The sequence below is a fragment of the Bacteroidales bacterium genome, from assembly GCA_016707785.1.
Classification (GTDB): domain Bacteria; phylum Bacteroidota; class Bacteroidia; order Bacteroidales; family UBA4417; genus UBA4417.
On record JADJGZ010000031.1, the window covers coordinates 1 to 26,583 of the forward strand.

A 26,583-nucleotide genomic window follows, 5' to 3' on the forward strand; every position below is an offset into this window, starting at 1 on the left:
TAACAAAGTATAGGCCATGATTTTGAAATCCATGGCTAATGACATATTTTCAAGATACAGGATGTCGAATTTCAGGCGTTCAATCATCTGGTCAACATTTTCTGCATATCCATATTTTACCTGTCCCCAGGAGGTAATTCCGGGTTTTACCTTCAGGAGCAACCTGTAATGGGGGGCACGTTCCGCGATTTGATTAATATAGTATTGCCTCTCAGGCCTTGGACCAACCAATGACATATCTCCTTTCACCACGCTAAAGAATTGGGGAATCTCATCCAACCTTACTTTCCTCAGGAATCTTCCAAATTGTGTAACCCTGCTGTCGTCCCTGGATGAGAGCATAGGAGTGCCATTCTCAGCACCCACTTTCATCGACCTGAACTTAGGGATCATAAAGGGCTTTCCATTGATGCCAATCCTTTCCTGTCGGTAGATAACAGGGCCTTTGGATGTAAATAGCACACCCAGGTAACAGAAAATATATACTGGAATTAAGAGGATTATGGCAATTAAAGCTATAACAACATCGAAGGTGCGCTTGAGTGATAACTGCCAGGGTGGCATAAAGTCGAAGGAGACCTGGATCAATGGCGTCTGATAGATGGAAGTCGTCTTCACTGTTCCTAATAAGAAGTCCTGCATATCCGGTATTACTTTAATTACAACATTGGTATCTTCTATTTCCGAAATGATCTTTTCAATAGTCTTATGTTCTGAACGTTCAGTGGCTATGATTACTTCTTCTACATCCATTTCCATAATCAACTTCTTTAAATTCCTGTAATGTCCGAAATTTGGGATGAACTCCTCCAGCTTATAACTGGGATACTCAACTGCATGAACAAAACCTATAAACCTGTTTCCTGAAGATGCAGGCTGATTCTCAATTTCATTGTAAATGGCAACAGCATTTCCATTGCTTCCCACAATGAGAGTGTTGAACCCGATCTTCCTGTGCCTGAGTTTATAAAGTGTAACTGAGGTAAGGATATAACGAAAAGTAAAGGTGAGGAAGAAATGGAAGCTGAACAGGGTTAAAAATGATTTATAATAGCTTTTATAACTGGTAATTACATCATCCAGCAGCAGGGAGAAGAATATGATGATTACACCGATAATTGTAATCAGCAGGGTTTGCCCAAGTTCTCGCATTCTTGCTTTACGGTAAACGCGATGATAGGCGCCGGACATCGCATATAAAAACATCCAGAAGGCAGGTATCAGCACGATCCCAAAATGGAAATTCCTGTCGTTTAAAACCAACTGAAGTGTGTCGTTGATTGCAGGTGTTTCGGAGATCTTCCTGCTATAGAAAAACAGGCTCCAGGCTAGTGCAGCTGACAGCAAATCGGCAATAATATATCTGGCGGTATGTAGTTTTTTATTCATCATTACTGTCAGAAATGCAGCAGTTTAATATTATCAAGGAAAATTTCACCGGCAGTTTCTCCTTCCTGCTTTCTCGCACTCAGGTAGATCCTGAATTTCGTGGCATCAGTATTAAAGGAGACAGTAGGAGTAAGGTTGATATAGATTTTATTCCATGTACTTGATGGATTTACGATAACTACAGGTTGTTGTGTCAGTTGGGTGCCATAAATAAACATGCCAACTGTCAGTGGACAAGTGGATTTGTAATTCAATTCAAGAAATACATAGGATTTTTCCTCAGGCAAGGTTTTTGAAAAGACGAAAGAATCATGGCTGATACTCTCAAAAAATGAAGAATCATCTGGCAGGCTGATTTTTGCTGCATAGGTATTTCCTTCTCCCGGAAATGCTGAAGACAGGGATGGTTCACCTACCCGTGTAAGTTTTATTGAACTTCTGGCTGTTGTATCCAGTGAAAGATTTGGATCTTCAAAATCTTCAATCCAGCCAAACACTGTAGATGGTTTATAGCGGGTACTGATATGACCCAGGACAACTTCATTCTCACGGTTAAGCGTCACATTTATTGAAATAGTGTCATAGAAAGGGTAGGGGACCCTTGTTTCGGAAATTCCGTTGAGTTTTATCCCGGGTTGAATATTCAAAATGGTTGATCCGGCTTTTAGAACAGGGAAACTCGCTGGAAGCTCAAAAGCTCCTTCCAGGTCATTGCCGGCATATACCCATGCATCTACAATTTTATTGGAAGCAGTCCCCTGATCCGTTGTTACATTCAGACTGATGGAATCAATCGAAATATAAGACGGTATATCAAGATCGGATACCTTTTGACAGGAACTGATAACAAAACTCAGTGCTACCAGTATCATCAAGGATAACCAATGTGTGTATTTTTTAATCATTTTAAGGAATTAGTGGGTCTTACTATTCTTTTATAACATCTGAAGTTTACTCAGGGAGTTATTCACTTTATCGAGTATCTGGTGCGACACCAGTAATGCCTGGTATCCATCCATGATGGTAACCGGAGGTGAAGTGTTGCTGAGTATTGCTTTCGCAAAACTTGACAACTCAGTTTGTATGGCATTTATAGGTTGAATGACAGGTTTCTCAAAATACAATTGTCTTGCATCCTTGCCATTTCCAGGATCCAGTAAGGGCAATAATGGATCGGGTCTGCTGCCATTCAGGTTCTTGATTCTGACAATTTCTGCTTCTTTATTAAGGAAATCAACAGCTATATAAGCATCTCTTTGAAAAAACCTTGATTTTCTCATAGTTTTCAACGAAATCCTGCTGGCTGTCAGATTGGCAACGCAACCATTGTCAAATTCCAACCTTGCACTTGCAATATCTGCCGAACTGCTGATTACAGATACACCACTGGCACTGATTTTCCTGATATTGGCCTTTACCACATTGAGTACAATATCAATATCATGTATCATCAGATCCAGGATAACAGGAACATCAATCCCCCTTGTATTAAATCCTGAAAGCCGGTGTGATTCAATGAACATTGGAGTTTCAAAGTAAGGCAGGGCTGCAAGGAAAGCCGGGTTAAAGCGCTCCACATGCCCAACCTGTACCTTTACATTGGCTTCATGAGCAATATCCATCAGCTGTAATGCTTCAGCCGGAGTGGTAACGATTGGTTTTTCAATAAAAACATGCTTGAATCTCTTCAAAGCATAAGCTGCATATTCAAAATGGGCAAATGTTGGGGTAACTATGTCCACTACATCCACTGAATCAATCAGCGCATCAAACGTCTCAAATGGGAAAATTCCAAATTCAGACTTGATTCTTTCTACAATCTCAGTGTTTGTATCAAAGAATCCAACTAATTCGAAATCAGGAATTTGTTTAATACAATTAATGTGGATCTTGCCTAAATGCCCCGCCCCAATCACTCCAATTTTCAACATACCCTTTTTTTTGCAAAAGTAGAAAAAGCGCCTTGCCTGATCAGAAAATCTTATTCCTTTTCATTGAACAATGATTAATAGGGCAAAGGTCAGATGTAAAGGTTGCATTTAAGATAATATTTTTAGCACTTTTTTTGAGAAAATGAAATGCACCTTATTTAGACAGGTTCTCATAACATTTTGTGTCTGCTTTTTTGGAATCTGCTCTCTGCAATTTTATACATTTGCCTGAAATATATCTATACCATGAAATACACTGCTTTTACAAAATTCCATGAAGCCCTCGGAGCCAAGATGGTTGAATTTGCCGGGTTTTATATGCCTGTTCAATACTCAGGTATTAATGATGAACACGAAACTGTGAGGACTCGCCTTGGAGTATTCGATGTGTCACATATGGGGGAAATTTGGGTAAAAGGTCCAAATGCCCTGGAATTTGTTCAATGGGTGACTTCCAATGATGCATCCAAACTTGTAGATGGTAAAGTGCAATATTCTTGCTTTCCGAATGGCAGGGGTGGAATTGTGGACGATTTATTGGTTTATAAAATTAATGATGAAACGTACCTCCTGGTGGTTAATGCAGCAAATGTTGATAAAGACTGGAACTGGCTGGTAAGTCAAAATGTCATGGGTGCCGAATTGTACAATGCTTCTGATGAAATTTCTCAATTGGCTATTCAGGGTCCTTTGGCTCTGAAAGCTATGCAGAAACTTACAGATACTACTGTTACTGACATGGAGTATTATACCTTTAAAAAGCTGACGTTTGCCGGTGTAAAAGAGGTGATTTTTTCTACAACAGGTTACACTGGCTCTGGTGGATGCGAAGTGTATTTTGCCAATAAAGATGCAGATGTCATTTGGAATGCTGTAATGGAAGCAGGGGCTGAATTCGGGATTAAAGCTATTGGCCTGGCTGCCAGGGATACCCTTCGCCTCGAAATGGGATTCTGCCTGTATGGTAATGATATAGATGATAATACCAGTCCTATTGAAGCCGGCCTGGGATGGATTACCAAGTTTACGCCCGAAAAGAAGTTTATTGATAAAGATATCCTCCTCAAACAGAAAAATGAAGGTGCAAAACGGAAACTGGTGGGTTTTGAAATGATTGACCGGGGAATTCCTCGTCATGGTTATTATGTCTGCAATGAAAAAGGGGAGAAAATCGGTATAGTGACCAGTGGAACCATGGGGCCTTTCATAAAGAAAGCTGTTGGAATGGCTTATGTGCCAGTAGCTTATGCTAAAGAAGGTGCTGATATTTATATTGAGATCCGCGATAAAGCTTTAAAGGCCACTGTGGTTAAAATGCCGTTTTATAAGGCTTAAAAATCATTTACCGGGTTCAGATAGCCTGATCCTGTGGTTCCCTTAACTGACATAGCTCCTCATGCCAACAATCGAGGCTATTCTTACTCCTGTTTTATTTGAAGCCCGGGAAACCAGGCATGCCTTTGTTACAGTGGTGGTGGATGTGCTTCGTGCTACATCAGCCTTTAATGCAGCATTTGATTCAGGCATTGAATCCATTGTGCCGGTAGCCGATCTCGAACAATTAAGATATTATACAACGAAAAACTTCCTTACTGCCGCTGAAAGAGATGGAAATAAGGTTGATTTTACTGATTTCGGAAACTCTCCAACCCGCTTTCTTAATGCATCCCTCGAAGGGAGACACCTTGCCTATTCAACAACTAATGGTACCAGGGCACTTGGCATAGCTGCTCCACATGGACCGCTGATAACAGCAGCATTTACAAACCTTGATAAAGCAGTGTCCTATCTTAATGCACTTAATTTGAATGTAGTCATACTCTGTTCCGGTTGGAAAGACAGCATCAGCCTCGAGGATACCCTTTGTGCAGGTGCTATTATCCAAAATCTATCTCTCTTTCCTCAGTTTCATCCAACGGGTGATGCTGCTGAAATGTCTCAAGATATGTGGTTGAAGTATAACACAGATATCGTAGCCTGCTGCAGTCGGGGAGATCATTACCAGCGACTCCTGAACCTGGGCTTAACGGAAGATCTTAAACATTGTCTCAGTTTGAATATTTCAGAGAGCCTTCCTGTATTTGATGGACGACAATTGATTAATTTTAATTCTTCAGTTGAAATTCCTTGAAATTCAGGCTGAATTCAAACATATTGTTACTGTTACGGTTGAATAACTAATTCTATATATTGTGAAAATATTACTCCTAACCCTTTCTGCCACTATGATCATCATCATGAGTGCATGTACTCCTAAAGAGTCAAAAGAAACATCAGCTTCTGCAGATGACTTCAAATACCTGCTGGAACAATTTGCCGACCTGAAAATTATGCGTTACCAGGTGCCCGGGTTTGATGAACTTAGTCTGAAACAAAAGGAAATGATCTACTACTTAAGTCAGGCTGCTGTTTGTGGTCGGGATATTCTGTTCGATCAGAATGGGAAATATAACCTGGCGGTACGACGAGTCATGGAAAATATCTATTCCACTTATACAGGGGATAAGAATTCTGAAAGTTGGAAGAAATTCGAGGTATACCTTAAAAGAATATGGTTCAGCAATGGAATTTATCACCATTATGCATCAGATAAAATTCTTCCCGGCTTCACAAAAGACTATTTCAATGAACTCATAAAAAACAGTGATCAGGATAAATTCCCGGTTCGTGATGGTAAATCTGTTGAGGATCTGGTTGTTGAACTTTCTCCTGTGATATTTGACCCCCTTTATTACCCTAAAAAGGTAAGTCTTGATTCCGGATCTGATCTTGTAAAAGCGTCGGCTATTAATTTTTACGATGGAGTTACAGAAGAAGAAGTCGATGCATTTTATGGCTCTATGAAGCAGGCAGATCCTGAACATCCCATTGCCTTAGGCTTAAATTCAAAAGTTGTAAAGGAAAATGGTAAGCTGGTAGAAAAAGTGTACAAACTCGGCGGTCTGTATTCTGAAGCAATAGAAAAGATTGTTTTCTGGCTCGGGAAAGCCGCTGCTGTTGCAGAAAATGAACATCAGAAAAATACCCTTCTTAAACTTGTCGATTATTACAAAACCGGTGATCTTAAAACCTGGGATGAATACAATGTAATGTGGGTCACTGACCTTACCAGTGATATTGATGTTGTGAACGGGTTTATCGAAAATTATGAAGATCCTTTAAGTAGGAAAGCTACCTGGGAATCAGTAGTAAATTTTAAAAATAAGGAAGCTACAAAAAGAGCTGAAACCATTAGTTCCAATGCACAATGGTTCGAAGATAACTCCCCGGTGGATCCTCGTTTCAGAAAACAAAAGGTGAAAGGAGTATCTGCAAAAGTAATCACAGCAGCTCAACTGGGAGGCGATTGTTATCCTAGTACCCCGATAGGTATCAATCTGCCGAATGCTGACTGGATCCGCAAAGACCATGGATCCAAATCAGTGACCATTGAAAATATCACCTATTCATACGACCAGGCTGCATTAGGTAATGGCATGCTGGAAGAGTTTGTTCTATCGGACTCAGAGAGGGATTTATACAAAAAGTATGGCTCACTGGCAAGCAATGTTCATACTGATCTTCATGAATGCCTGGGTCATGGCTCCGGTCAGCTTCTCCCCAATACAAGCAGTGAAGCTTTAAAGAATTACCAAAGTGCCCTCGAAGAAGCCAGGGCTGACCTTTTTGCTTTGTATTATATCATGGATCCTAAAATGGTTGAATTAGGGGTGATACCTTCCCTGGATGCTGCCAAAACTGAGTATAACAGTTATATAAGGAATGGACTTATCACTCAGCTTACCCGCATACAACCCGGGAAAAACATAGAACAGGCACATATGAGGAACAGGCAGCTGATTTCAAAGTGGTGCCTTGAAAAAGGACAATCTGAAAAAGTAATTGAATGGGTGGTGAAAGATCAGAGAACCTATATTAAGATCAATGATTATGAGAAATTGAGAAGCCTTTTCGGTGAATTATTAGCTGAGATTCAACGTATAAAATCCGAAGGAGATTATAATGCAGGGAAGGCTTTAGTTGAAAACTATGGTGTAGTCGTTGATCAGAAATTACATTCCGAAGTTTTACTGAGGTTTGGCAGATTGAATATTGCACCCTATGGAGGTTTCATTAACCCGGTATTTAAATTGGTTGAAAAGGAGGGCAAAGTAGTAGACGTCACAGTAGAATATCCGATGGATTACTCCTTGCAAATGCTGGATTACTCAAAGAATTATTCATTCCTGCCTACATGGAATTAATCAAGTACCAGTTATTCAGTCGTCATACTATGGAAAATTTGATTGATTCCTATCGTCAATGATCCGTCCATCTGATCATGATGCTTATGCTGTTTGGAAAATCCCCGATTTCCGATGGTTCATCATGGGAAGGTTTTTCCTCACTATCGCCATACAAATGCAGTCAGTCATTGTTGGCTGGCAAATTTACGAGCTGACAAAAGATGTTTTGCTCCTCGGAATGATAGGCCTTGCTGAAGTCATCCCCTTTCTGACATTGGCTTTATATGCCGGCCATATTGCGGATAGAGTCAATCGGAAAAAGATCATTCTGATATCAGTTTTTACCTACATTATTTGTGCGGGATGGTTGTTATTCTTTAGTTTTCAATACAATTCTACAGCTAATTCCCCGAATCTTATTCCCTTGTATATCGTGATAGCTCTTACGGGCCTTGCAAGGGCATTTTTCTACCCTGCACAATCTGCATATATGGCACAGATAGTTCCAAGGGAGCTGTATTCAAATTCATCCACATGGAATAGCACGGTCTGGCATATTGCCGCCGTTTCTGGCCCTGCTTTGGGAGGCTTGATCTATGGTTTCGCAGGAATAAGAATTGCCTATGTAATTGTGGTAGTAATGGCTCTGATGAGTTTTCTCCTTTTTATGAAGATGAAGACTATCCCTCTGCCAAAGGGCAAGGGGAATGAAAAACTCCTTAATAGCCTCCTGGATGGTATCCGGTTTGTTTATCGTCAGCAAATTCTGTTAGGTGCAATGGCTCTTGATATGTTTGCTGTGCTATTCGGTGGCGCTGTTGCACTACTGCCTGTTTTTGCTGCAGAAGTCCTGATGGTTGGTCCCCAGGGACTGGGAATGCTGAGAGCTGCGCCTGCACTGGGAGCTGTTCTTATGTCGATGTACCTGGCTTATCATCCGCCTCTTAAAAGAACAGGATATAAACTCTTTGCCGGAATCACCGGTTTTGGACTCTGCATCATTGTTTTTGCCTTGTCACACAACTTTTACCTCTCCCTTTTTGTGCTCATTCTGAGTGGAGTTTTCGACAATATTAGCGTAGTAATCCGTGGGACCATCATGCAACTTTATACTCCTGATGAGATGAGGGGGAGGGTTGCCGCTGTCAATAGCATTTTTATCGGCTCATCCAATGAATTGGGGTCTTTTGAGTCGGGGGTTGCAGCCAAACTGCTCGGACTTATACCCTCCGTCATTTTTGGTGGTTCTATGACCCTACTGGTGGTTGCAGTCACTTCAAGATTTGCTCCAAAGCTTAGAAAGCTGGAAATTAATAAACTCTGATCCGGGTTGGATGCCCGCAATGAAGAGAATCAGCTAAGAAGCAAAATCGGATTAATTGAATCGCTTCCCAAAGTGAAAACTAAAGTAGCCGGTAAGGAAGAAATGGTAAGGATCACGAAAAGCCATCACTGGCACTCCTTTTGGATAACCATCTATGACAATCCCGATTTCCAGTGATTTAACCCGATCATTCAATACTCCATAATCAAAGCTAAACCCGCCTTTGAAATATAGTCCCGGATAGGGTTTTATTTCACTGAATCCAGTGAAAACAGGAGCCCGGCCATAAATATCAAAGGTATAATCAGGAGTAGTGACCGGGTAGTTAAGTTCAGGATCGAACTTTTCGGTCTTGGTAGCAAAAATGATAAAGTCAGACCGGTAATAAGAAATATATAAATAGACAGGCTTGGCCAGTCCCAGCGATAGTCCGCCTGAATAGAAGTAACGAACTTCCACGCCTCCCCAGTAAGGTTTGCGATTCAACAGGTGTTGCTGACCGACACCGGCTCTTAAGATGTATAGATTATTGAGTTTTCCGTAATAGTAAAACTTCGGATTCAGGAAGTTATCGTTATACGTTTTTTCCTGGTTAGGAGACCTCATCTCTAATAAGTCGAATTCTAAGATTCTACGGGTGAAGTAACTCTTGTTATAGCCGGTTCTGTAGCCTAATCCATATCCCAGAGTATGCAACATCACGGATCCGGATCTCTCCTTTAACAGGATGATCCCATTACTGACAGTATCCTGATCATCATCCGTTTCCTGTGCAGAAACTTGAAGTGGGAAAGTTGCCAGAAATAGGTAAAGAATTGCTACGATGCTGATAAACCGCATAACACCAAAAATAACTTTTCACAAAGTTAAGTGGAATTGAAATGAAAATTCCGGAAATGTCCGGGCAATGAAAATTTAATTATGATTACCGACTCTCAACACGGTAACGTTTATGCTCGCCATAAGCAGCACATTGCTCAGAAACACCACAAGACTGGAGGAGTAAACTTAGTAGGACGATAATGGCGAGAAATGATGCAATTTTTTTCATGTTTTAATAATGAGTCAGGTATGTACCCGGGTTTATGTTCACAAAAATATCTACATTTTCCAATATAATAACTACATTATGTCAAATATGTTGTGAAATTTGTTGGGAAAAGAATAAATATTATTTCTAAATAGCTGAAATTTGATAATCATTGAGGATGTGACATGATAGTTGCGGTCAGCATCCTATAAATGCAGTATATACATGGAACAGGTGACTCCCCGGATTGAGGCTTCTTGGCTTGAAGTACTGGAAGAAGAATTCAGAAAGGACTATTTCTTACAATTGAAGGAGTTTCTCCTGGAAGAAAGAAAAGTATATACAGTTTACCCTCCAGGTTCAAGAATATTTGCAGCCTTTAATTCAACTCCATTTCACTCAGTAAAAGTTGTTATTCTGGGGCAGGATCCATATCATGGTCCGGGACAGGCTCATGGCTTATGTTTTTCTGTACCTGATGGAGTACGAAAACCGCCTTCCCTGGTAAATATTTTTAAGGAATTACAGGATGACCTGGGGATACAAGAGCCTCTAAATGGAAATTTGGAAAAATGGGCCGCACAAGGGGTTCTATTGCTAAACGCAACATTAACAGTCAGGTCTAATCAGGCAGGTTCACATCAAAACAAGGGATGGGAGTTATTCACAGATCGAGTTATTTCACTAATTTCAGAGAAGAAATCAGGAATTGTTTTCTTATTGTGGGGGAATTATGCCCAGGCAAAAGTTTCCTTGATAGATGAAACAAAACACCTGGTTTTAAGAGCAGCTCATCCATCACCATTCTCTGTGTACCGGGGGTTCTATGGATGCCGCCACTTTTCTGCTACTAATAACTTCTTGTCTAAATCAGGAATAGCTCCTGTGGATTGGTCATTGATATAAAAGACTATGAAACTCCATCCGGCCTTATGGTTTGAAGCGAGAGAGAATCAAAAAGTCCTTTGCCTGCTTTGTCCGCATAAATGTATGCTGAATGAAGGCCAGATAGGGATTTGCCGTGTTCGGCAGAATTATGAAGGCAAGTTGAACACACTTATTTATGGACAATTGTCATCATTGCACCTGGATCCGATAGAGAAAAAGCCACTTTATCACTTTTTCCCGGGTAAATCTGTACTCTCAATCGGATCTGTCGGATGTAACCTGAGATGTACATTCTGCCAGAATTGTGAGATATCGCAGGTAGAAGTTCAGGACTCAACATTCCTTAAAGAATACAGCCCGGTTGCAATCGCTTCAATATCAGGGCTCTCAGTCAATAATATAGGGGTGGCATTCACTTATAATGAACCCGCCATATGGTATGAATTTATCCAGGATGTCTCATTAATACTGAAATCGAGGGGGATGAAGACCATAATGGTTACCAATGGGTTTATCAATCCGGAACCATTAATTGGTTTTACCGGGTTCATTGATGCTTTCAGTGTAGATTTGAAGGGGTTTACTGAACAATTCTATAAAAAAATACTCAAAGGCTCCCTGGCTCCGGTCCTTCAATCACTGGAAATCATCCGGAAAGCCGGACGCCATCTGGAAGTTGTTAACCTGGTGATTCCCGGGCTCAATGATGATCCTGTTCATTTTGAATCAATGACTCATTGGATGGCTGATCACCTGGGAAAGGAAACTATACTGCATCTTTCAGCTTATTATCCAAAGTACCTGTCAGAAGAACCCCCGACACCTTCCTCAACTTTAATGAAATTCAAGGATATCGCTCTGAAATATCTTGATTTTGTATATGTGGGAAATTTGCCAAATGAATTGAATAATACGTATTGCCCTGATTGTGGACAACTTTTGATTTCCCGCCTGGGATACAAGGTATTAAAACACGGAATCAATGAATTTGGAAGCTGTCTGAATTGCAAAAAACTTGCTTTTCAGAATTTTTAACAAAGGAAGTTAGTAATTTTTATCGTATTTTTGGCCAATACACATGTAAAGAAGTGTATAATTTGAATATTAACTTTAGGGGTCAACGATGAGGAAAAAGCTGGGCAAACATTGGAACATAGCATTAATGAGTGTGTTTATGCTCATTATTAATGTAGTAAATGCTCAGCAACTTTCAGAAGAACCGGTAGGTGGAATGGAAGAAAGTACAGTTGAAGAAGCCCCGGTAAATTTGCCTCCCAGCAGTAGCATTCTTCCTGCAGAAATGAATTTCTCACCTTTGAATACTTTCTATTCTTCCTGGGATACGCTTTATGTTCGGCGATATTCAGATCCATTGCCTTCAGTAACGGACTCCATATTACTGCCTCTGATTCCGGATGGTACCGGAAATTTTGTATTTCCCAGCAACGGGCAACTTTTATCTCCGTTTGGATACAGAGGCCGAAGGGTGCATGCCGGTGTGGACCTTAAACTCAACCTGCATGATACTGTAGTATCAGCATTTGATGGTGTAGTCAGGATGGCGAGGTATTACGCCGGATATGGTAATTGCGTTGTGATTCGCCATTATAATGGACTTGAAACGCTGTATGGTCACTTGTCCCGGATAAAGGTGAAGGTAAACCAGGTGGTTCAGGCTGGCGACCTCATCGGACTAGGTGGTAGCACAGGCAGGGCATCATGTAATCATCTCCATTTCGAAACACGTTTCCGTGGCCAGGCTTTCAATCCTAAACAATTGATTGATTTTGAGCATTTTTCATTACTTCAGGATACCCTCGTTATTACCGCACATACCTTCGGAAGAACACGTGATTATTTACCAGGTTTGAATAAGACAACAGAAACTGATATTGACAAAACAGTATCAGGAAAATCAAAAAGTACAAAAGGATCAAAGAAATATCATACCATCAGGAGCGGGGATACCTTATATGCTATTTCAAGGAAATATGGCACTTCTGTAAAACAGATCTGCGCCCTGAATGGAATTAAATCTACCAAGGTGCTTAAATTGGGTACCAAACTCAGGATTAAATAGTCAACCAACCGAATCAGTGCAGATCTGATTCTGCAAATCCATCTTCAGCATTGTTTTACATTTGATGACCAGCCAGCATGTCAATTCCACTATGGTTGAAAAGGATAGGGCTTGGAATAGTGATGCTAATCATGGTGTCATCCTGTTCTTCTCCGGGTTTACTCTCCCGCTTTGATATCAATTCCCTTTATTCCCCGACCCAACGTCCCCCGGGATTTGAGAGTAAGTTAATAAATCTGGACGATAGCATTACTCAATGCTTCCTGAAATTCCCGAAACAGCAACTATCTGTTTGGACAGATAAGGAATCAAATCAAAAGATGCATAAGGTAAAAATTGAATATTCCCTGTTTAATGATTACCAAAGTAAATCACCTGTTGATAGTGCAAGTTTTATCATCACTGAAATTCTGGATAAATCAGCCAATTCCCTATATCATCAGTACAAACTTCATGCTCAGTCAGGAAGAAATTACATCCTGAAACTTACTCTGACTGACCTTGGAAACCAGAAATCTTTTGTAGAAATACTCTCACTTGAAAAATCTAATAGGTCAGCCAGCGGATGGTTTTATTGTGAAAATGAATCCGGAGAAATGATTTATGATGAGTTATTTTCTGACGATCAATACCTACGGGTTCATTCTACTGATACAACACTTAAAAGCCTGATATGTAAAGTTTATTACCATCAGTTTCCTGCAGCAGTACCACCATTCATCGAAAAGCAACGCCCCCTTTTTGATTATAAAAAAGATAGTAGTTTTATCCTGAGTTTAAAAAATGGAAGAAGTGACTTCTTTAAACTCTCCCGGCAGGGGTTTTACCATATTCAGTCTGATACTTCCAGGCCTGAAGGATTTACTTTGTTCAGAACTTACCAGGGATACCCGGGAATTTCAAATCCTCGTCGTATGCTGGAAAACTTGCGATATATTACTTCTAACCAGGAGTTTGAAAAGATGTGGAGATCAACATATCCTAAGGAAACAGTGGATAGCTTTTGGGTCGCAAATACAGGAGGGGCGGATAGGGCTGTAGAGATGATTCGCAGCTATTATGGCAGAGTAGAAGAGGCAAACAGGTTTTTCTTTTCCTTTTGTGAAGGATGGAAGAGTGACCGTGGGATAATCTATATTATCTTTGGCCCGCCAAACCATTTGTATCGTACCGATTTTGAAGAGTATTGGACCTATGGTGAAACAAATAATAACCGTTCCTTGCAATTTACCTTTCTTAGGGTAGAGAATCCCTTTACTACCAACGATTACATTATGCTACGTCAACAAAACTATAAGTCTTACTGGTATAATGCAGTTCAACTCTGGAGGCGATAATATACTGTGATTGCCTTTTATACGATATTATTAAGTTAGATAAAGTTTGCTATTCATTATTGACGTTGAAAGAAGTGGAGTCAGGAAATCTATTAATTCAGGATTGTAGGAGGTTGAACTAATAATTCGCGTATGGAATTCAGTAAACGACAAAAGCCAAAACAGCCCGGGAACATGATCTATGGGATTCATCCTGTGTTGGAAGCCCTTGAAGCAGGTAAGGAAATTGAAAAAATCCTCATTCAGAGAGATGGAAAAAGTACAGTGACCAGGCAGATATTGTCGCTGGCTGCAACCCTCGAAGTCCCTGTTCAGAAAGTTCCTTCAGATAAACTTGATGGTTTATGCAGGGGAATCCATCAAGGAGTTGTTGCTTTTGTTTCTCTGATTGATTATCAGCCAATAGAAAATGTGCTCATGGATATTTATGAGAAGGGTGAAGTGCCTTTCTTGCTGATGCTGGATCGTGTAACGGATGTTCGAAACCTTGGAGCAATTGCCCGGACCGCAGAATGTGCCGGTATGCATGCATTGATTCTTCCTTCCCGTGGTTCTGCCCAAATCAATGCTGATACCATAAAAACATCTGCAGGGGCTTTAAATAACCTTCCGGTTCATCGCAGCCCAAACCTGAAAGAAACAATACAGTACCTTAAAGAATCAGGGGTTACAATTACAGCTATAACAGAACATGCAAGTGCTGATTATTATGCTGCTGATCTTACAGGCCCTCAAGTTTTTATTCTAGGCTCAGAAGAAGATGGTATATCTCCTGAGTACCTGAAAATGTGTGACTTAAAACTTCGCATACCTTTATCAGGATTAACAGGATCATTGAATGTTTCAGTTGCCGCTGGTGTCATAATATTTGAAGCGTTGCGGCAACGACAAATACACTAAAGACTAGTCGACTTTACTTTTCATGGATACTTTCATACATTGAATATTAATATCATATTCCAGATATGAAGCAGCCAAATAAACAAGGATTTTCAGGTTGGAAACTAACCCCGGAATGGATTGCTATCGGAGCGATCCTGATGGTAGCTACAATTTTACGGTTTTATGATTATTCGGGATTTTCCTTCTCTAATGATGAGTTAAGTGCCATTAACAGGTTAAGGGTTGATACCTTTAGCGACCTGGTGAAATATGGTTTTTTCGTGGATGGGCATCCTGGTGGGATTCAGGTTTTCTTGTGGTATTGGTCTAAGATTTTCGGTATTACTGAAGCTTCCCTCCGATTTCCTTTTGTGATTTTTGGCATAGGCTCAGTTTGGTTCTCGTATCTTGTTGCAAAAAGAATGTTCGGAACAGTAGCTGGCCTCTTTACGTCAGCATCTCTGGCATTTCTTCAATTTCCACTTTTGTATAGTCAGATAGCCCGTCCGTATAGCTCAGGACTTTTCTTCGGATTATTAATGGTTTATTTCTGGCTGAGAATAGTCCAGCGTAAAGAATCTGAAACAAAAACAGGATGGAATTTGTTACTGGATTTTTCCGGATACCTCCTGGCTACTTCTCTCTGCATGTATAATCATTATTTCAGCTTTCTGATGGCTGTGATGGTTGGTATTTCGGGCTTCTTTTTTATACAGCGGAGCCTGCTGAAGTATTATATTGGTACGGGAGTACTTGCAGTTCTTCTCTTCCTTCCACATCTGGCCATTACTTTAAATCATCTCACTTTTAAGGGTGTCGGATTATGGTTAGGCAAGCCACATCCTACCTGGGTACTCGGACACCTTAATTATATACTGAACGACTCAGTATTTGCTATTCTTACCATTACTTTTAGTTCAATCCTGGTAAGTTGGCAGGGTAAAATGCTTAAGAATGAGAAAGGAATGATGTCACTGGCCCTGGCATGGTTCTTTATTCCAATGATTATTGGATTCATTTATTCAATCCTTGTCAGCCCGGTTCTGCAGCATCCGGTCCTGATCTTTACCTTTCCTTTCATCATCATGTTGCTTTTCATGGGAGGGGGAAATCATTTTGGCAAAGTACAGCAGATATTACTGGGTATCTACCTGGTTCTTGGGATCTTCGGGACCCTTTTTGTAAACAGATATTACAGTAGTCAGCATTTCGGAGAGTTTAAAGACATTGCTGAAACCACAAAGAACTGGGAGAAAAAGTTTGGTGCAGGAAACATGGATAAAGTAGTAATAACAAACAGTCCATACTATCTTGATTATTATTTCGACAGGATGAAATATGAGACTTCTTTCGAATTGTACCATATCCAGGAGGACTCTGATTATCAGAAATTAGATAGTCTGCTTACCTATTCAAATAAACCATATTTCATTTATGCCTGGACAAAACCTTCCCCGGAAGGAGTTGAAGATATTATACGGTCAGCCTATCCATGGATTGTTGAAAGTATTCAATATGGGAAATACTCAAAAATCACACTTTTTGGTAAGAAAGAGGGTACACTTTTTGAGCCGGGCTTGCAACTGACCCGGTTATACGCTGATTCCAACAACTTCAAGGCTAACACTCAACAAGAAGCTGAAAAAGACTCTGATAGCTTGTTTTTCAAGTTTACTCCGGAAATTGAATTCAGCCCTGCCATAGAAAGAAAACTGGATGATTTTAAAGATTACGGGGCATTGAAAATCATTGCCTCAGTGGATGCGAGATTGAGCAAAACTCTATCGGGTGCAATGCTGGTGATTTCTATTGATTCTGAGGATGGAAAATCCGTTGTATGGAAATCCCTGCATTTTGATAAGGCTTTTACGAGTGAAGATTCCTTTATAACATTATCTAAAAGCATGGATATTGAGGGAGAGTTATGTACTAGTAATAAGATCAAGGCATACATTTGGAATCCTGGTAAGAAAACTTTGCAGATTGATAACCTGAAATTATCCATCTTTAGGTATGATAACCATAATCCGTTTGATTCGGATCAGGAAAAATGGGGCTCTAAAGATTAATAATCTTCCGGGTTTGTATCTATATTAAACTCAATACTGCCAGGCATGAATATATTTAAAGGCTTAATCCTTTCTATCTTTAATTTTAATCTGCTGATGCGTGTTTTTCTGGGTTTGTTGTCTTTGTTTTTATTATCTTCATGCCATAGGACTGTCATTGAAAAGTATCCCTCTGGAAATCCAAGAATTGAACAGACTTTCCTGGGAAAGAAATTAGATGGAACTTTCCGGATGTGGTTCGAAACGGGTACCCTTCAGCAACAGGCCGAATACAAGAATGATAAGCTAAATGGCCTGATGACAAGGTGGTTTGCTAATGGCAATAAAGAGGCAGAAGAGAACTATATCGGGGGACTGAAAAATGGAAAATCCTCTTATTGGGATGAATTTGGAAATTTGATTGAAGAAAAGAATTTCCGGAATGATACTCTGCATGGTGATTACAAGCTCTGGTATCCATCAGGGGTGCCAAAAATTGAGGGTAATTATGACGCAGGATTATTCCAGGGTAAATGGAGTTATTTTGATGAAAAAGGCAATAGGGTAGGAGAGGGAGACTTTGATAAAGGAAGCGGTTTGCTGGTGGCTTTTGATGCCATGGGCGTGAAAAAGCGGGAAGTAAATTACCAGGCAAATCTCAAACATGGTGAGGAAACGGAGTTTGATAACACTGGTAAAATCATTTCTCAGAAAATTTATCAGAAGGATAAGTTGATTAAAGGAGAATAATCCTTTTGAAAACATGATGCAATTATCACGCAGAATTATTACTGGATGGGCTTTTTAAAGATCAGGGTTCCCCGAATAAATTTCCACTAATATGCCTTATTTGGAATCATTATAATTTTTACTGATTTTTTAGGTGATTTACTTAAAATAATACCTTTGTCTTGTTATTTAGTTAACAATGTAACAAATATAACAGAAACAATAAACTTAAAATTCCGTTACCATGGAAGTCGAAAAAATGATGACCGAGCTGGAGAAAAAACATCCCGGTGAGGTTGAGTATTTGCAGGCAGTTCGTGAAGTTCTTGAGTCAATTGAAGAAGTTTACAATGAGAACCCTCAGTTTGAGTCGGCAGGAATCCTGGAGCGCCTGGTGGAGCCAGACCGTATTCTCACCTTTAAAGTTCCCTGGATGGATGACCATGGCAAGGTTCATGTAAATCTTGGTTACAGGGTACAGTTCAACAATGCAATCGGCCCTTATAAAGGCGGCTTGCGTTTCCACCCTTCCGTTAACCTTAGTATCCTGAAATTCCTCGGCTTCGAGCAGATTTTCAAAAACAGCCTTACAACATTACCTATGGGTGGTGGAAAAGGTGGTTCTGATTTTGACCCAAAAGGCAAATCAAATGCAGAAATTATGCGTTTCTGCCAGTCTTTCATGCTGGAATTATGGAAAATGATCGGCCCTGAAACTGATGTTCCCGCTGGTGACATTGGTGTTGGAGGACGTGAAATTGGGTTTATGTTTGGAATGTACAAGAAACTAACCAGGGAGCATGCCGGCGTTTTAACAGGTAAAGGCATCAACTGGGGCGGTAGTTTGATCCGTCCGGAAGCTACCGGTTTTGGCGCTGTATATTTCGCCCAGGAAATGCTCAGGACCATGGGTACTGATTTCAAAGGAAAAACAGTAGCAATTTCAGGTTTCGGTAACGTTGCATGGGGTGCTGCTATAAAAGTAAACCAGCTGGGTGGTAAAGTAGTTACCATTTCAGGACCTGATGGATACGTTTATGATCCGGATGGCATCAGTGGAGAAAAAATTGAGTACCTGCTTGAACTTCGTGCTTCAAACCAGGATATCGTAAAACCATATACCTATGAATTCCCTAATGCACAATTTGTTCAGGGAAAACGCCCATGGGAAGTTAAATGCGACATCGCTCTGCCTTGTGCTACACAGAACGAATTAGGAAAGGAAGATGCCCAGACTTTGGTTAATAATGGTTGTATCTGTGTTGCTGAAGGTGCCAATATGCCTTCAACACCTGAAGCCATTGAAAAATTCCACGAGTCTAAAATCCTCTTCGCACCTGGTAAAGCTGTTAATGCCGGTGGAGTTGCCACTTCAGGTCTCGAAATGAGCCAGAACTCAATGAAATTAAATTGGAACTCTGAAGAAGTGGATCAACGCTTACACCAAATCATGCGTAATATTCATGAGTCCTGCGTGAAATATGGTAAAGGACCCGATGGTTATGTTAACTATGTTAAGGGTGCCAATATTGCAGGCTTCCTGAAGGTGGCTAACGCCATGCTTGATCAGGGTGTACTCTGATAGTATTTTTTAAGCGGTTAATTGATAAAAGCCACTCCTTCACAGGGTGGCTTTTTTTTTAAATAAACTACAGGATATTATTTTTATGCAATTCCCATTGATTAACTGGTTTGTTAATAGAATATTAATTTCTTAAAACAATTACGGTTATATAAGGTACTCCATTCAGGAGTAAGAGCCAGGCATGCAAAGTGTCTGGAGGATAAAGCATCAGTTTTACAATATCCAACCCATTAAAATCGGTGGTAATCGGCAATAAAATGAAATCTTACAAACTGCTAAAAACTCGATAGTACTTTTTTACTCCTGAACTTCTCATGATATGATTAGCCACTTAAACTGGTATCACTGTATACCTATAGTTTGAGTGGCTTTTCAATTATCAAGCTATTGTTACTATATCCTTAAGGAGTTAACATTATGTTAATACGAAATTAATTAACAGGTAAGATAGGCGACTTTACTTTGCAGGGTCAAACCACTAAAAAACAATAGTATGAATATTTTATGCAGGAAAAGCTTGCTTTTAATTGTAGCAACTATCTTATTTTCATTCTCTTCATTGACCCTTAAAGCCCAGGAAGAAGTTCTAGTTCCTGAGGTTGTTGATACATTGAATGGGAAAATTGAGACATTAAAGTCAGATGTGGAAATGCTGAAACGATTGAAAATTACCGGTTATATCCAGGGACAATGGCAAATTGCTGATACAATCGGTTCATCCACCGTTTTCTCAGGTGGCGCGATGCCAAAATACAGCGATAACCGTTTTGCTGTGAGAAGAGGAAGGATAAAGTTTTCCTATGAGAATGAATTCTCTACCTATGTCTTACAGTTGGATGGAACAGAAAAAGGAGTTGCAATTAAAGATGCATATATTACTGTTCGCGAACCCTGGGCCCAGTTTGCTACTCTGACAGCAGGCGTTTTCGACCGTCCGTTTGGATATGAAATTACCTATTCCTCCAGTGCCCGCGAAACACCGGAGCGTGCCAGGATATTCCAAACTCTTTTCCCGGGTGAACGTGATTTAGGTGCTAAGATCACCTTACAGCCTATGAAAGGAAGCCGATTCGATTTTATCCGCCTGGATGCAGGTTTATTCGTGGGAAATGGAATCAACAGTGAATTTGATAAGAAAAAGGATTTCATCGGCAGATTGGGATTTTCAAAAGCAAACCGCGCCGAGACATTTAAATATGGAATGGGTGTTTCATATTACAATGGAAGCGTTCTGCAGGGTACTAAATTCATTTATACCCCGGGAACAATGGCCGATGGTTCAACATTAGGGTTTTTAGTGGATTCAACCAGTTCCAATAAATTTGAGTTTGCAAAAAGACAATATACAGGGGTTGATCTTCAACTCAGCCTTTTCTCTGTAATAGGGATTTCAACCATCCGTGCTGAATATCTGATGGGCGACCAACCAGGAGGGAAAACCAGCAGTAACAGCATAGCCTCGGGAACCGCTCCTGATTATGATACCTATGTCAGGCAATTCACCGGGGGATATGTGTATTTTATTCAATCCATCGGACAGTCAAAACACCAGCTGGTATTTAAATATGATTGGCTCGATCCCAATACCAAAGTTTCCGGTAATGAAATCAAAAGTAAATCGGATGCCGGGAAATCTACCGGACTTAGCAATGCTGACATACAATACAGTACACTTGGATTAGGCTGGAATTATCGTTTTAATAGCCAGGTGAAATTAATGGCTTATTATGAAATTGTTAAGAACGAAACTACAGGGATCTCTGGCACAAATTCTGTAAATAATTACTCTAAGGACTTGAAAGATAATATTTTTACGCTGCGAGTCCAGTATAAATTCTAGTCAGAGTTAATATTAAATTAACATTGGCTTAAGATTGAAATAATAAAATTAAAGGTAATTTGTAAAAAAAATGACGATGAAAAATTTAATCTTGTTTATGATGGTAGTTGCTTTTGCAACCTCCATTCAAGCTCAAAAGGTGAGTTTTAAGGTAAAAGGCAGTGACACTGTTTTGCCCCTTACACAAAAAGAAGCAGAAGTATATATGAAGAAAAACTCCAACGCTTCAATCATGGTAACTGGTGGTGGCTCTGGAGTTGGTATCTCAGCTTTGCTAAGCGGAACTACAGATATAGCTCAATCATCAAGAAGTTTAAAACTTGATGAGAAAATGAAACTGAATGATGCCGGTAAAGCCTTCAAGGAAACCATTATTGCATTTGATGCTCTCGCAGCTATCGTTCATCCTTCAAATAAGGTTGCGAAATTAACACGTGAACAATTGGAAGGAATTTTTACTGGAAAAATTACCAACTGGAAGCAAGTGGGAGGGGATGACCTCAAGATTGTTGTGTATTCAAGGGAAACCAGTTCTGGTACCTATGAATTTTTCAAAGAACATGTCCTGAATAAGAAAAACTATGCATCATCTGCTTTGTTAATGCCAGCCACCGGTGCTATTGTCCAGAGTGTAAGCCAGACTAAAGGAGCCATCGGTTATGTAGGATTAGCTTACCTTGAAAAAAGTGTAAAAGCAATCGATGTTTCTTATGATAAAGGCAAAACTTTTGTAAAGCCAAGTGTTGAAAATGCCAAGAGTAAGAAGTATCCTATTACCCGTCCTCTTTACTATTATTACCTGGTAAAAACCGAAAAGACTATTCTTCCTTTCCTGAATTTCATACTTTCTGCCGAAGGACAAAAAATAGTGGCGGATGAAGGTTATGTGCCGGTTAAATAATATTTGTGATAAAAATTAACTTATAAATTGAGGTTTGAAAGGAAGGAAATACTAATTGTATATTCCTTCCTTTTTTATTCTTAACAAAATGTGACGATTAGTTAGAATGAATAAACCAGATTTTTTTTTGTATTAATTTATATACAAAACTGAAAAGGAGTAAATTTATTTGTTAAGGTTGAATAGAATGAATGAGAAAGATGCAGAATGAAAAAATTTAGGAAAGTATTTGAACATTTTATTGAAGGAGTGCTTTTTTCCAGCAGCACTATTACTTCATTAACAGTCATCCTGATCATTGTTTTCCTCTTCAGGGAAGGGATTGGGATCTTTCAGGCATCACCACTCGAGACTAATTTTGTAATTGAAGTTAGTGAAGTAAATCCTATCAAGGAACTCAATGCCACCCAGGTAAAATTAATCTTTAACCAGGATATCACTAACTGGAAAGATGTTGGTGGTAACAATGACAGTATTATCCTCTTTACTACTTCTGACATCACTAATTATTATTCAGAAGAAGAACTTGGTGCCAATCTTGAATTTCTTCCAATGAAGTTTGATGATTTTATCAGGAAAACCCCGGTGCAATCATGTACATCTCCGAAAAAAATCTTCCTGAAAATTTTGGAGGGCATACAATAAAAGTAAAAGATATATCACTCAGGGATTTCATTTTCGGACAACAATGGTACCCGACTTCTGAACCTATCCCTAGTTATGGGATTTGGCCTATGATCGTGGGTACTCTCATGGTTACTCTCGGAGCATTATTGTTCGCCATACCATTGGGTATTGCAACTGCCTTATATATGGCAGAAGTGGCAAGTATGAAAGTCAGGAATTTATTGAAACCTGTAGTTGAACTACTGGCAGGAATTCCTTCAGTGGTTTTTGGCTTTTTCGGTTTAATCATTATTGTACCCCTGGTACAGCAACTTTTCAAACTTGAAGTGGGAGAAACAGTGTTGGCGGGAAGTATTGTTCTGGGTATCATGGCTTTGCCAACTATCATCACAATTACTGAAGATTCAATACGAACAACTCCTCAATCGCTCAAGGAAGCAAGTCTTGCCTTAGGTGCTACCCGTTGGCAAACATTGGTCAGGGTGGTAATCCCTTATGCCAAATCCGGAATTTCAACAGCCATCATTCTTGGAATTGGCAGAGCCATCGGTGAGGCCATGGCAGTACGCATGGTAACAGGTAATGCATCAATATTCCTCACTCTTTCCTCGTCCCCGCAAGAACAATTCCTGCTACCATTGCTGCCGAATTAGGAGAAGCACCTTACGGGGGCTTGCATTTTAAAGCCCTTTTTGCACTAGGGATCGTACTCTTTATCTTTACCATTATCATCAATTTCACTGTTGAGTTTATTAAAAACAGTAACAGAAAAAGATAGTGGCTGAAACTATAATTAAACGCATATTGAGGCAATAATTTCAATTACAAAAAGTGACAAAGAAGCAATTAATACAGAAAGTGGCATTTACATCCTTTGGGTTGGTAAGCCTCATTGTCGTAGGAATACTTTTTTCAATCCTAGGGTTTATCGCCGTTAGGGGATTTCTGTTATCAGTTGGGAATTCCCTTACGTCTATGCCTGAAGACGGAATGACAAAGGGTGGTATATTCCCTGCTATCGTTGGAACAGGATGCCTGGTCCTTGGATCCATGGTATTTGCTTTCCCAATTGGTGTGCTTAGTGGAATTTACACCAATGAATACCTGAAAGATTCCTGGTTTAAAAGGTTTATCAGGGTATTGATAATAACTTGTCCGGTATTCCAACCATTGTATTCGGACTTTTGGGATGGCTTTGTTTGTGAATTATCTTGAATTCGGCGACTCAATTATTGCAGGTTCTCTCACTCTCGGACTGCTTACCTTACCTGTAGTAATCAGAACAACTGAAGAGGCCCTGAAATCAGTGGATGACTCTTTAAGGTTGGGAAGTTATGCCTTAGGTGCTACAAAATTGCAGACGATTCGAAGGGTAGTTCTGCCAGTAGCTTATCCAAATATTATTACGGGGCTCATTCTCTATCGGAAGAGTATCAGGGGAAACTGCTCCTATTTTATTTACGGTAGCAGTCTATTTCCTGCCCAAGTTGCCAACCGGATTATCAGATCAGGTAATGGCCCTGCCTTACCATCTTTATGTGCTGTCAACCAGCGGTACAAACATGGAAGAATCAAGGCCAATGGCCTATGGTACTCTTTCGTTCTGATCGCAATTGTGCTTATTATTAATACTACGGCAAGTTTTTTTTTATTCGGCTTGGCTTGCAAAAAAGAGTCAAAATGGATTAACACACAAAAACCTTAAGGTTGATCTGGAAATAGGTTTATTAGGTGATGTTGCAACTAATTTTAGAGAAATAAAAGTAAATAGAATAATGATACAGGTTGAAGCAAAGAAAGTGAAATGTATGGTATGACGATTATGCTGCCTTGAAAGATATCAATATAGAGTTTGAGCCCAATACGGTGACAGCACTCATTGGTCCGTCAGGTTGCGGTAAATCTACCTTCCTCAGACTCTTTAACCGAATGAATGACCTGATCAGCAGTTTTAGGCTCGAAGGACTTATCACTGTTGATGGACAGAATATTTATTCACGTGAAGTGAAAATCGATGAAATCCGGAAACAAATGGATGGTCTTTCAAAACCTAACCCTTTCCCAAATCTATTTATGAAAATGTTGCTTACGGCTTAAGAGTAAATGGTGTTAACGACAGAAGAACGCTCGATGAGTAGTCGAACGTTCGCTGAAACAAGCCGCCTCTGGGATGAAGTGAGGACAATCTGAAAAGTCAGCCATAGGCGATTTTCTTGCGGACAACAAAAGACTTTACATAGCACGCGCACTTGGTAGTAGAGCCGAAACTTATACTTATGGATGAACGGCTTTGCTCTTGATCCCATCTCCACCGCGAAAATTAAAGAACTCGTATTTGAGTTGAAAAAATTCACTATCCTGATTGTGTACCATAATCTTCAGCAAGCTGGAAGAATAAGCGATTACAGGTTTTTCTACCTGAGAACTCATCGAACACGATCTTACTCAGAAAAATTTTCTTGAATCCAAGCCAGGAACGAACCCAGAATTATATTACCCGGAAGATTTGCTGATCAGAAAATGGTTTGCTCTGAAGATTTTTACCAGTAAAATAATGAAAGTGATAATTTTAAATGAAGTAAAATCATACACATTTAGATTCCAAATCTAACAATCTTAGGAAGACCCATCCAGATGTGGAATCTTGTATCTAGCCAGATGGAATGGCCCAGGACTGGCATTGATAAATGGGGAAAGACCTTGCAAAGGAAGTTCGGGCCAACGAGAAAAATGGTGGATGCCTTTTAGCTTAAAATCGATATGGATTGCGAAAATATTATCATGTTGCAAAACCCTGTTGCTATCGATCTGAGATTCCCGCTCTCCGTACTGAAGATTAATTATAACCTTGAAAGGATAGGCGATTATGCAAATGCTATTGCAAAACAGCCAGGGGAAAAGGTTGAGAAAGAGTGGCCTGCAGAACTTGTTGAGACGAAGCTGAATAGTGGCCTTGGCTTGGTAGAGACTGCAAATGTTGTTTATAGCCTGGACTATGATTCTGTAAAGCTCTAGGGGCATTCGAAAGAGACCGTAAAATGGTTAAAGGATTGTTCGGGAAAGATGATAACAATTGGATAAAATGAATGCAGAAATCCCGCAATTATCTAACAATGTTAAAAATAAACCTGATGATGCTGCTATTTTACTGGATGCATTTTCTATCATCAGAAAACGAACGAGCAGGGATCATAATATTACCAATATTGCAGAAGAATTGATTTATTTGATGCAATTATTGTGAAACACAGCAAATTAAAGAAATAGGAAAGTATTAAATTACTTTAAGATTAGTCTTATGTCAAATATTATCACAATCCTTCTTGTTGATGATGAAGCTGATATCCGGATTTTGTTGGATATAATTTACGTAAAAGAAGGTTATCACAGTGATCACAGCTGATAATGATGCTGCGCAAAAGCAGAACAAAACCTTCAAGCTTATTTTACTGGAGATCATGATGCAAAATGGATGGTATTGGGGAAACCTGTCGCGAACAAAAAAGTGATCGCTTAACAAGATACCTTAATAGTGTTCTTTACCGCCAGGAATGAAGATTTTACCCAAATTCTCAGCCTGGATGCCGGGGAGATGATTTTATCACAAACCTAACCCGCTGTGCTTATACAAAGTCAATTCCCTGATGAGAGGCCATCAACAGGCTAAAGATGAATCTGGCATACTGGATCGCAGGCGACTTGCAAATTGATAAGGAAAAAATATCCGGTGTATAGAATGGGAGCAAAATTCAATTAGCCAGAAAAG

The 26,583-nt window shown here is 39.8% G+C and carries 21 protein-coding genes and 3 pseudogenes; 20 read left to right on the plus strand and 4 right to left on the minus strand.

The annotated features are described in order from the left end of the window. From IPH84_15380 to IPH84_15390, 3 genes are all read right to left on the minus strand, one after another. The coding region (locus IPH84_15380; protein MBK7174570.1) for a sugar transferase at nt 1–1,389 on the minus strand (1,389 nt) is incomplete at its 3' end. Nucleotides 1,390–1,397: 8 nt separating this feature from the next. Further along, the gene (locus IPH84_15385; protein MBK7174571.1) at nt 1,398–2,294 is read right to left on the minus strand and encodes a hypothetical protein; all 897 of its coding nucleotides are present in this window, start codon (nt 2,292–2,294) and stop codon (nt 1,398–1,400) included. Nucleotides 2,295–2,324: 30 nt separating this feature from the next. After that, complete coding sequence (locus IPH84_15390; GenBank protein MBK7174572.1) at nt 2,325–3,320, minus strand: Gfo/Idh/MocA family oxidoreductase; 996 nt, start codon at nt 3,318–3,320, stop codon at nt 2,325–2,327. 246 nt (nt 3,321–3,566) lie between these two features. On the opposite strand from IPH84_15390, the gene gcvT reads away from it, so the two are divergent. The 4 genes from gcvT (at nt 3,567) to IPH84_15410 (ending at nt 8,870) form a co-directional block, all read left to right on the plus strand. Next, the gene (gene gcvT / locus IPH84_15395; protein ID MBK7174573.1) at nt 3,567–4,655 is read left to right on the plus strand and encodes a glycine cleavage system aminomethyltransferase GcvT; all 1,089 of its coding nucleotides are present in this window, start codon (nt 3,567–3,569) and stop codon (nt 4,653–4,655) included. 61 nt (nt 4,656–4,716) lie between these two features. After that, entirely contained in the window at nt 4,717–5,451 is a 735-nt protein-coding gene (locus tag IPH84_15400; protein MBK7174574.1) for a 2-phosphosulfolactate phosphatase, read from the plus strand. A 61-nt stretch (nt 5,452–5,512) separates the two neighbouring features. Further along, the gene (locus IPH84_15405) at nt 5,513–7,564 is read left to right on the plus strand and encodes a dihydrofolate reductase (protein MBK7174575.1); all 2,052 of its coding nucleotides are present in this window, start codon (nt 5,513–5,515) and stop codon (nt 7,562–7,564) included. A 58-nt stretch (nt 7,565–7,622) separates the two neighbouring features. After that, nucleotides 7,623–8,870 (plus strand): MFS transporter, encoded by a 1,248-nt coding sequence (locus IPH84_15410; protein ID MBK7174576.1) that lies wholly within the window; start codon nt 7,623–7,625, stop codon nt 8,868–8,870. A 51-nt stretch (nt 8,871–8,921) separates the two neighbouring features. Here the strand turns inward: IPH84_15410 and IPH84_15415 are convergent, their stop codons facing one another. Then, nucleotides 8,922–9,710 carry a hypothetical protein gene (locus IPH84_15415; GenBank protein ID MBK7174577.1) on the minus strand — a complete coding sequence of 263 codons (789 nt, stop codon included), beginning with the start codon at nt 9,708–9,710 and terminating at the stop codon, nt 8,922–8,924. A gap of 424 nt (nt 9,711–10,134) precedes the next feature. Between IPH84_15415 and ung the strand changes: the two genes are divergently transcribed. The 16 genes and pseudogenes from ung to IPH84_15495 all read left to right on the plus strand — a co-directional run bounded on the left by ung (nt 10,135) and on the right by IPH84_15495 (nt 26,061). Then, the gene (gene ung / locus IPH84_15420; GenBank protein MBK7174578.1) at nt 10,135–10,806 is read left to right on the plus strand and encodes a uracil-DNA glycosylase; all 672 of its coding nucleotides are present in this window, start codon (nt 10,135–10,137) and stop codon (nt 10,804–10,806) included. Nucleotides 10,807–10,812: 6 nt separating this feature from the next. After that, nucleotides 10,813–11,823, plus strand: coding sequence for an AmmeMemoRadiSam system radical SAM enzyme (gene amrS / locus IPH84_15425; GenBank protein ID MBK7174579.1), 1,011 nt, complete (start codon nt 10,813–10,815; stop codon nt 11,821–11,823). 88 nt (nt 11,824–11,911) lie between these two features. After that, the gene (locus tag IPH84_15430; GenBank protein ID MBK7174580.1) at nt 11,912–12,868 is read left to right on the plus strand and encodes a peptidoglycan DD-metalloendopeptidase family protein; all 957 of its coding nucleotides are present in this window, start codon (nt 11,912–11,914) and stop codon (nt 12,866–12,868) included. Nucleotides 12,869–12,945: 77 nt separating this feature from the next. Further along, nucleotides 12,946–14,205, plus strand: a complete 1,260-nt coding sequence (locus IPH84_15435; protein MBK7174581.1) for a GWxTD domain-containing protein — start codon at nt 12,946–12,948, stop codon at nt 14,203–14,205. Nucleotides 14,206–14,337: 132 nt separating this feature from the next. Beyond that, the gene (gene rlmB, locus IPH84_15440; protein MBK7174582.1) at nt 14,338–15,105 is read left to right on the plus strand and encodes a 23S rRNA (guanosine(2251)-2'-O)-methyltransferase RlmB; all 768 of its coding nucleotides are present in this window, start codon (nt 14,338–14,340) and stop codon (nt 15,103–15,105) included. A gap of 65 nt (nt 15,106–15,170) precedes the next feature. Then, nucleotides 15,171–17,156 (plus strand): glycosyltransferase family 39 protein, encoded by a 1,986-nt coding sequence (locus IPH84_15445; GenBank protein ID MBK7174583.1) that lies wholly within the window; start codon nt 15,171–15,173, stop codon nt 17,154–17,156. 45 nt (nt 17,157–17,201) lie between these two features. Then, nucleotides 17,202–17,885 carry a toxin-antitoxin system YwqK family antitoxin gene (locus tag IPH84_15450; GenBank protein MBK7174584.1) on the plus strand — a complete coding sequence of 228 codons (684 nt, stop codon included), beginning with the start codon at nt 17,202–17,204 and terminating at the stop codon, nt 17,883–17,885. 223 nt (nt 17,886–18,108) lie between these two features. Then, nucleotides 18,109–19,446 carry an NADP-specific glutamate dehydrogenase gene (gene gdhA / locus IPH84_15455; GenBank protein MBK7174585.1) on the plus strand — a complete coding sequence of 446 codons (1,338 nt, stop codon included), beginning with the start codon at nt 18,109–18,111 and terminating at the stop codon, nt 19,444–19,446. Between the two features lie 496 nt (nt 19,447–19,942). Next, complete coding sequence (locus IPH84_15460; protein MBK7174586.1) at nt 19,943–21,289, plus strand: hypothetical protein; 1,347 nt, start codon at nt 19,943–19,945, stop codon at nt 21,287–21,289. 76 nt (nt 21,290–21,365) lie between these two features. After that, on the plus strand, nt 21,366–22,190 hold the full coding sequence (locus IPH84_15465) for a phosphate ABC transporter substrate-binding protein (protein ID MBK7174587.1): 825 nt from the start codon (nt 21,366–21,368) through the stop codon (nt 22,188–22,190). A 207-nt stretch (nt 22,191–22,397) separates the two neighbouring features. After that, nucleotides 22,398–23,595 (plus strand): annotated as a pseudogene (pstC, locus tag IPH84_15470) (phosphate ABC transporter permease subunit PstC). 53 nt (nt 23,596–23,648) lie between these two features. After that, complete coding sequence (locus IPH84_15475; protein MBK7174588.1) at nt 23,649–24,032, plus strand: hypothetical protein; 384 nt, start codon at nt 23,649–23,651, stop codon at nt 24,030–24,032. Beyond that, nucleotides 24,019–24,522, plus strand: coding sequence for an ABC transporter permease subunit (locus IPH84_15480; GenBank protein MBK7174589.1), 504 nt, complete (start codon nt 24,019–24,021; stop codon nt 24,520–24,522). Before IPH84_15475 ends, IPH84_15480 begins: the two co-directional genes overlap by 14 nt. 80 nt (nt 24,523–24,602) lie before the next feature. Further along, nucleotides 24,603–25,330 (plus strand): annotated as a pseudogene (locus IPH84_15485) (phosphate ABC transporter ATP-binding protein). A gap of 121 nt (nt 25,331–25,451) precedes the next feature. Then, a pseudogene (locus IPH84_15490) lies at nt 25,452–25,832 on the plus strand (hypothetical protein). 67 nt (nt 25,833–25,899) lie between these two features. After that, complete coding sequence (locus IPH84_15495; GenBank protein ID MBK7174590.1) at nt 25,900–26,061, plus strand: hypothetical protein; 162 nt, start codon at nt 25,900–25,902, stop codon at nt 26,059–26,061. The last annotated feature ends 522 nt before the right edge of the window (nt 26,062–26,583 follow it).

What these genes read in the sequence shown, in the direction of transcription:
- IPH84_15385 (MBK7174571.1), bottom strand. Translation starts at nt 2,294, where the DNA reads ATGATTAAAAAATACACACATTGGTTATCCTTGATGATACTGGTAGCA.
- IPH84_15390 (MBK7174572.1), bottom strand. Translation starts at nt 3,320, where the DNA reads ATGTTGAAAATTGGAGTGATTGGGGCGGGGCATTTAGGCAAGATCCAC.
- gcvT (MBK7174573.1), top strand. Translation starts at nt 3,567, where the DNA reads ATGAAATACACTGCTTTTACAAAATTCCATGAAGCCCTCGGAGCCAAG.
- IPH84_15400 (MBK7174574.1), top strand. Translation starts at nt 4,717, where the DNA reads ATGCCAACAATCGAGGCTATTCTTACTCCTGTTTTATTTGAAGCCCGG.
- IPH84_15410 (MBK7174576.1), top strand. Translation starts at nt 7,623, where the DNA reads ATGATCCGTCCATCTGATCATGATGCTTATGCTGTTTGGAAAATCCCC.
- IPH84_15415 (MBK7174577.1), bottom strand. Translation starts at nt 9,710, where the DNA reads ATGCGGTTTATCAGCATCGTAGCAATTCTTTACCTATTTCTGGCAACT.
- amrS (MBK7174579.1), top strand. Translation starts at nt 10,813, where the DNA reads ATGAAACTCCATCCGGCCTTATGGTTTGAAGCGAGAGAGAATCAAAAA.
- IPH84_15430 (MBK7174580.1), top strand. Translation starts at nt 11,912, where the DNA reads ATGAGGAAAAAGCTGGGCAAACATTGGAACATAGCATTAATGAGTGTG.
- IPH84_15435 (MBK7174581.1), top strand. Translation starts at nt 12,946, where the DNA reads ATGTCAATTCCACTATGGTTGAAAAGGATAGGGCTTGGAATAGTGATG.
- rlmB (MBK7174582.1), top strand. Translation starts at nt 14,338, where the DNA reads ATGGAATTCAGTAAACGACAAAAGCCAAAACAGCCCGGGAACATGATC.
- IPH84_15445 (MBK7174583.1), top strand. Translation starts at nt 15,171, where the DNA reads ATGAAGCAGCCAAATAAACAAGGATTTTCAGGTTGGAAACTAACCCCG.
- IPH84_15450 (MBK7174584.1), top strand. Translation starts at nt 17,202, where the DNA reads ATGAATATATTTAAAGGCTTAATCCTTTCTATCTTTAATTTTAATCTG.
- gdhA (MBK7174585.1), top strand. Translation starts at nt 18,109, where the DNA reads ATGGAAGTCGAAAAAATGATGACCGAGCTGGAGAAAAAACATCCCGGT.
- IPH84_15460 (MBK7174586.1), top strand. Translation starts at nt 19,943, where the DNA reads ATGAATATTTTATGCAGGAAAAGCTTGCTTTTAATTGTAGCAACTATC.
- IPH84_15465 (MBK7174587.1), top strand. Translation starts at nt 21,366, where the DNA reads ATGAAAAATTTAATCTTGTTTATGATGGTAGTTGCTTTTGCAACCTCC.
- IPH84_15495 (MBK7174590.1), top strand. Translation starts at nt 25,900, where the DNA reads ATGAATGCAGAAATCCCGCAATTATCTAACAATGTTAAAAATAAACCT.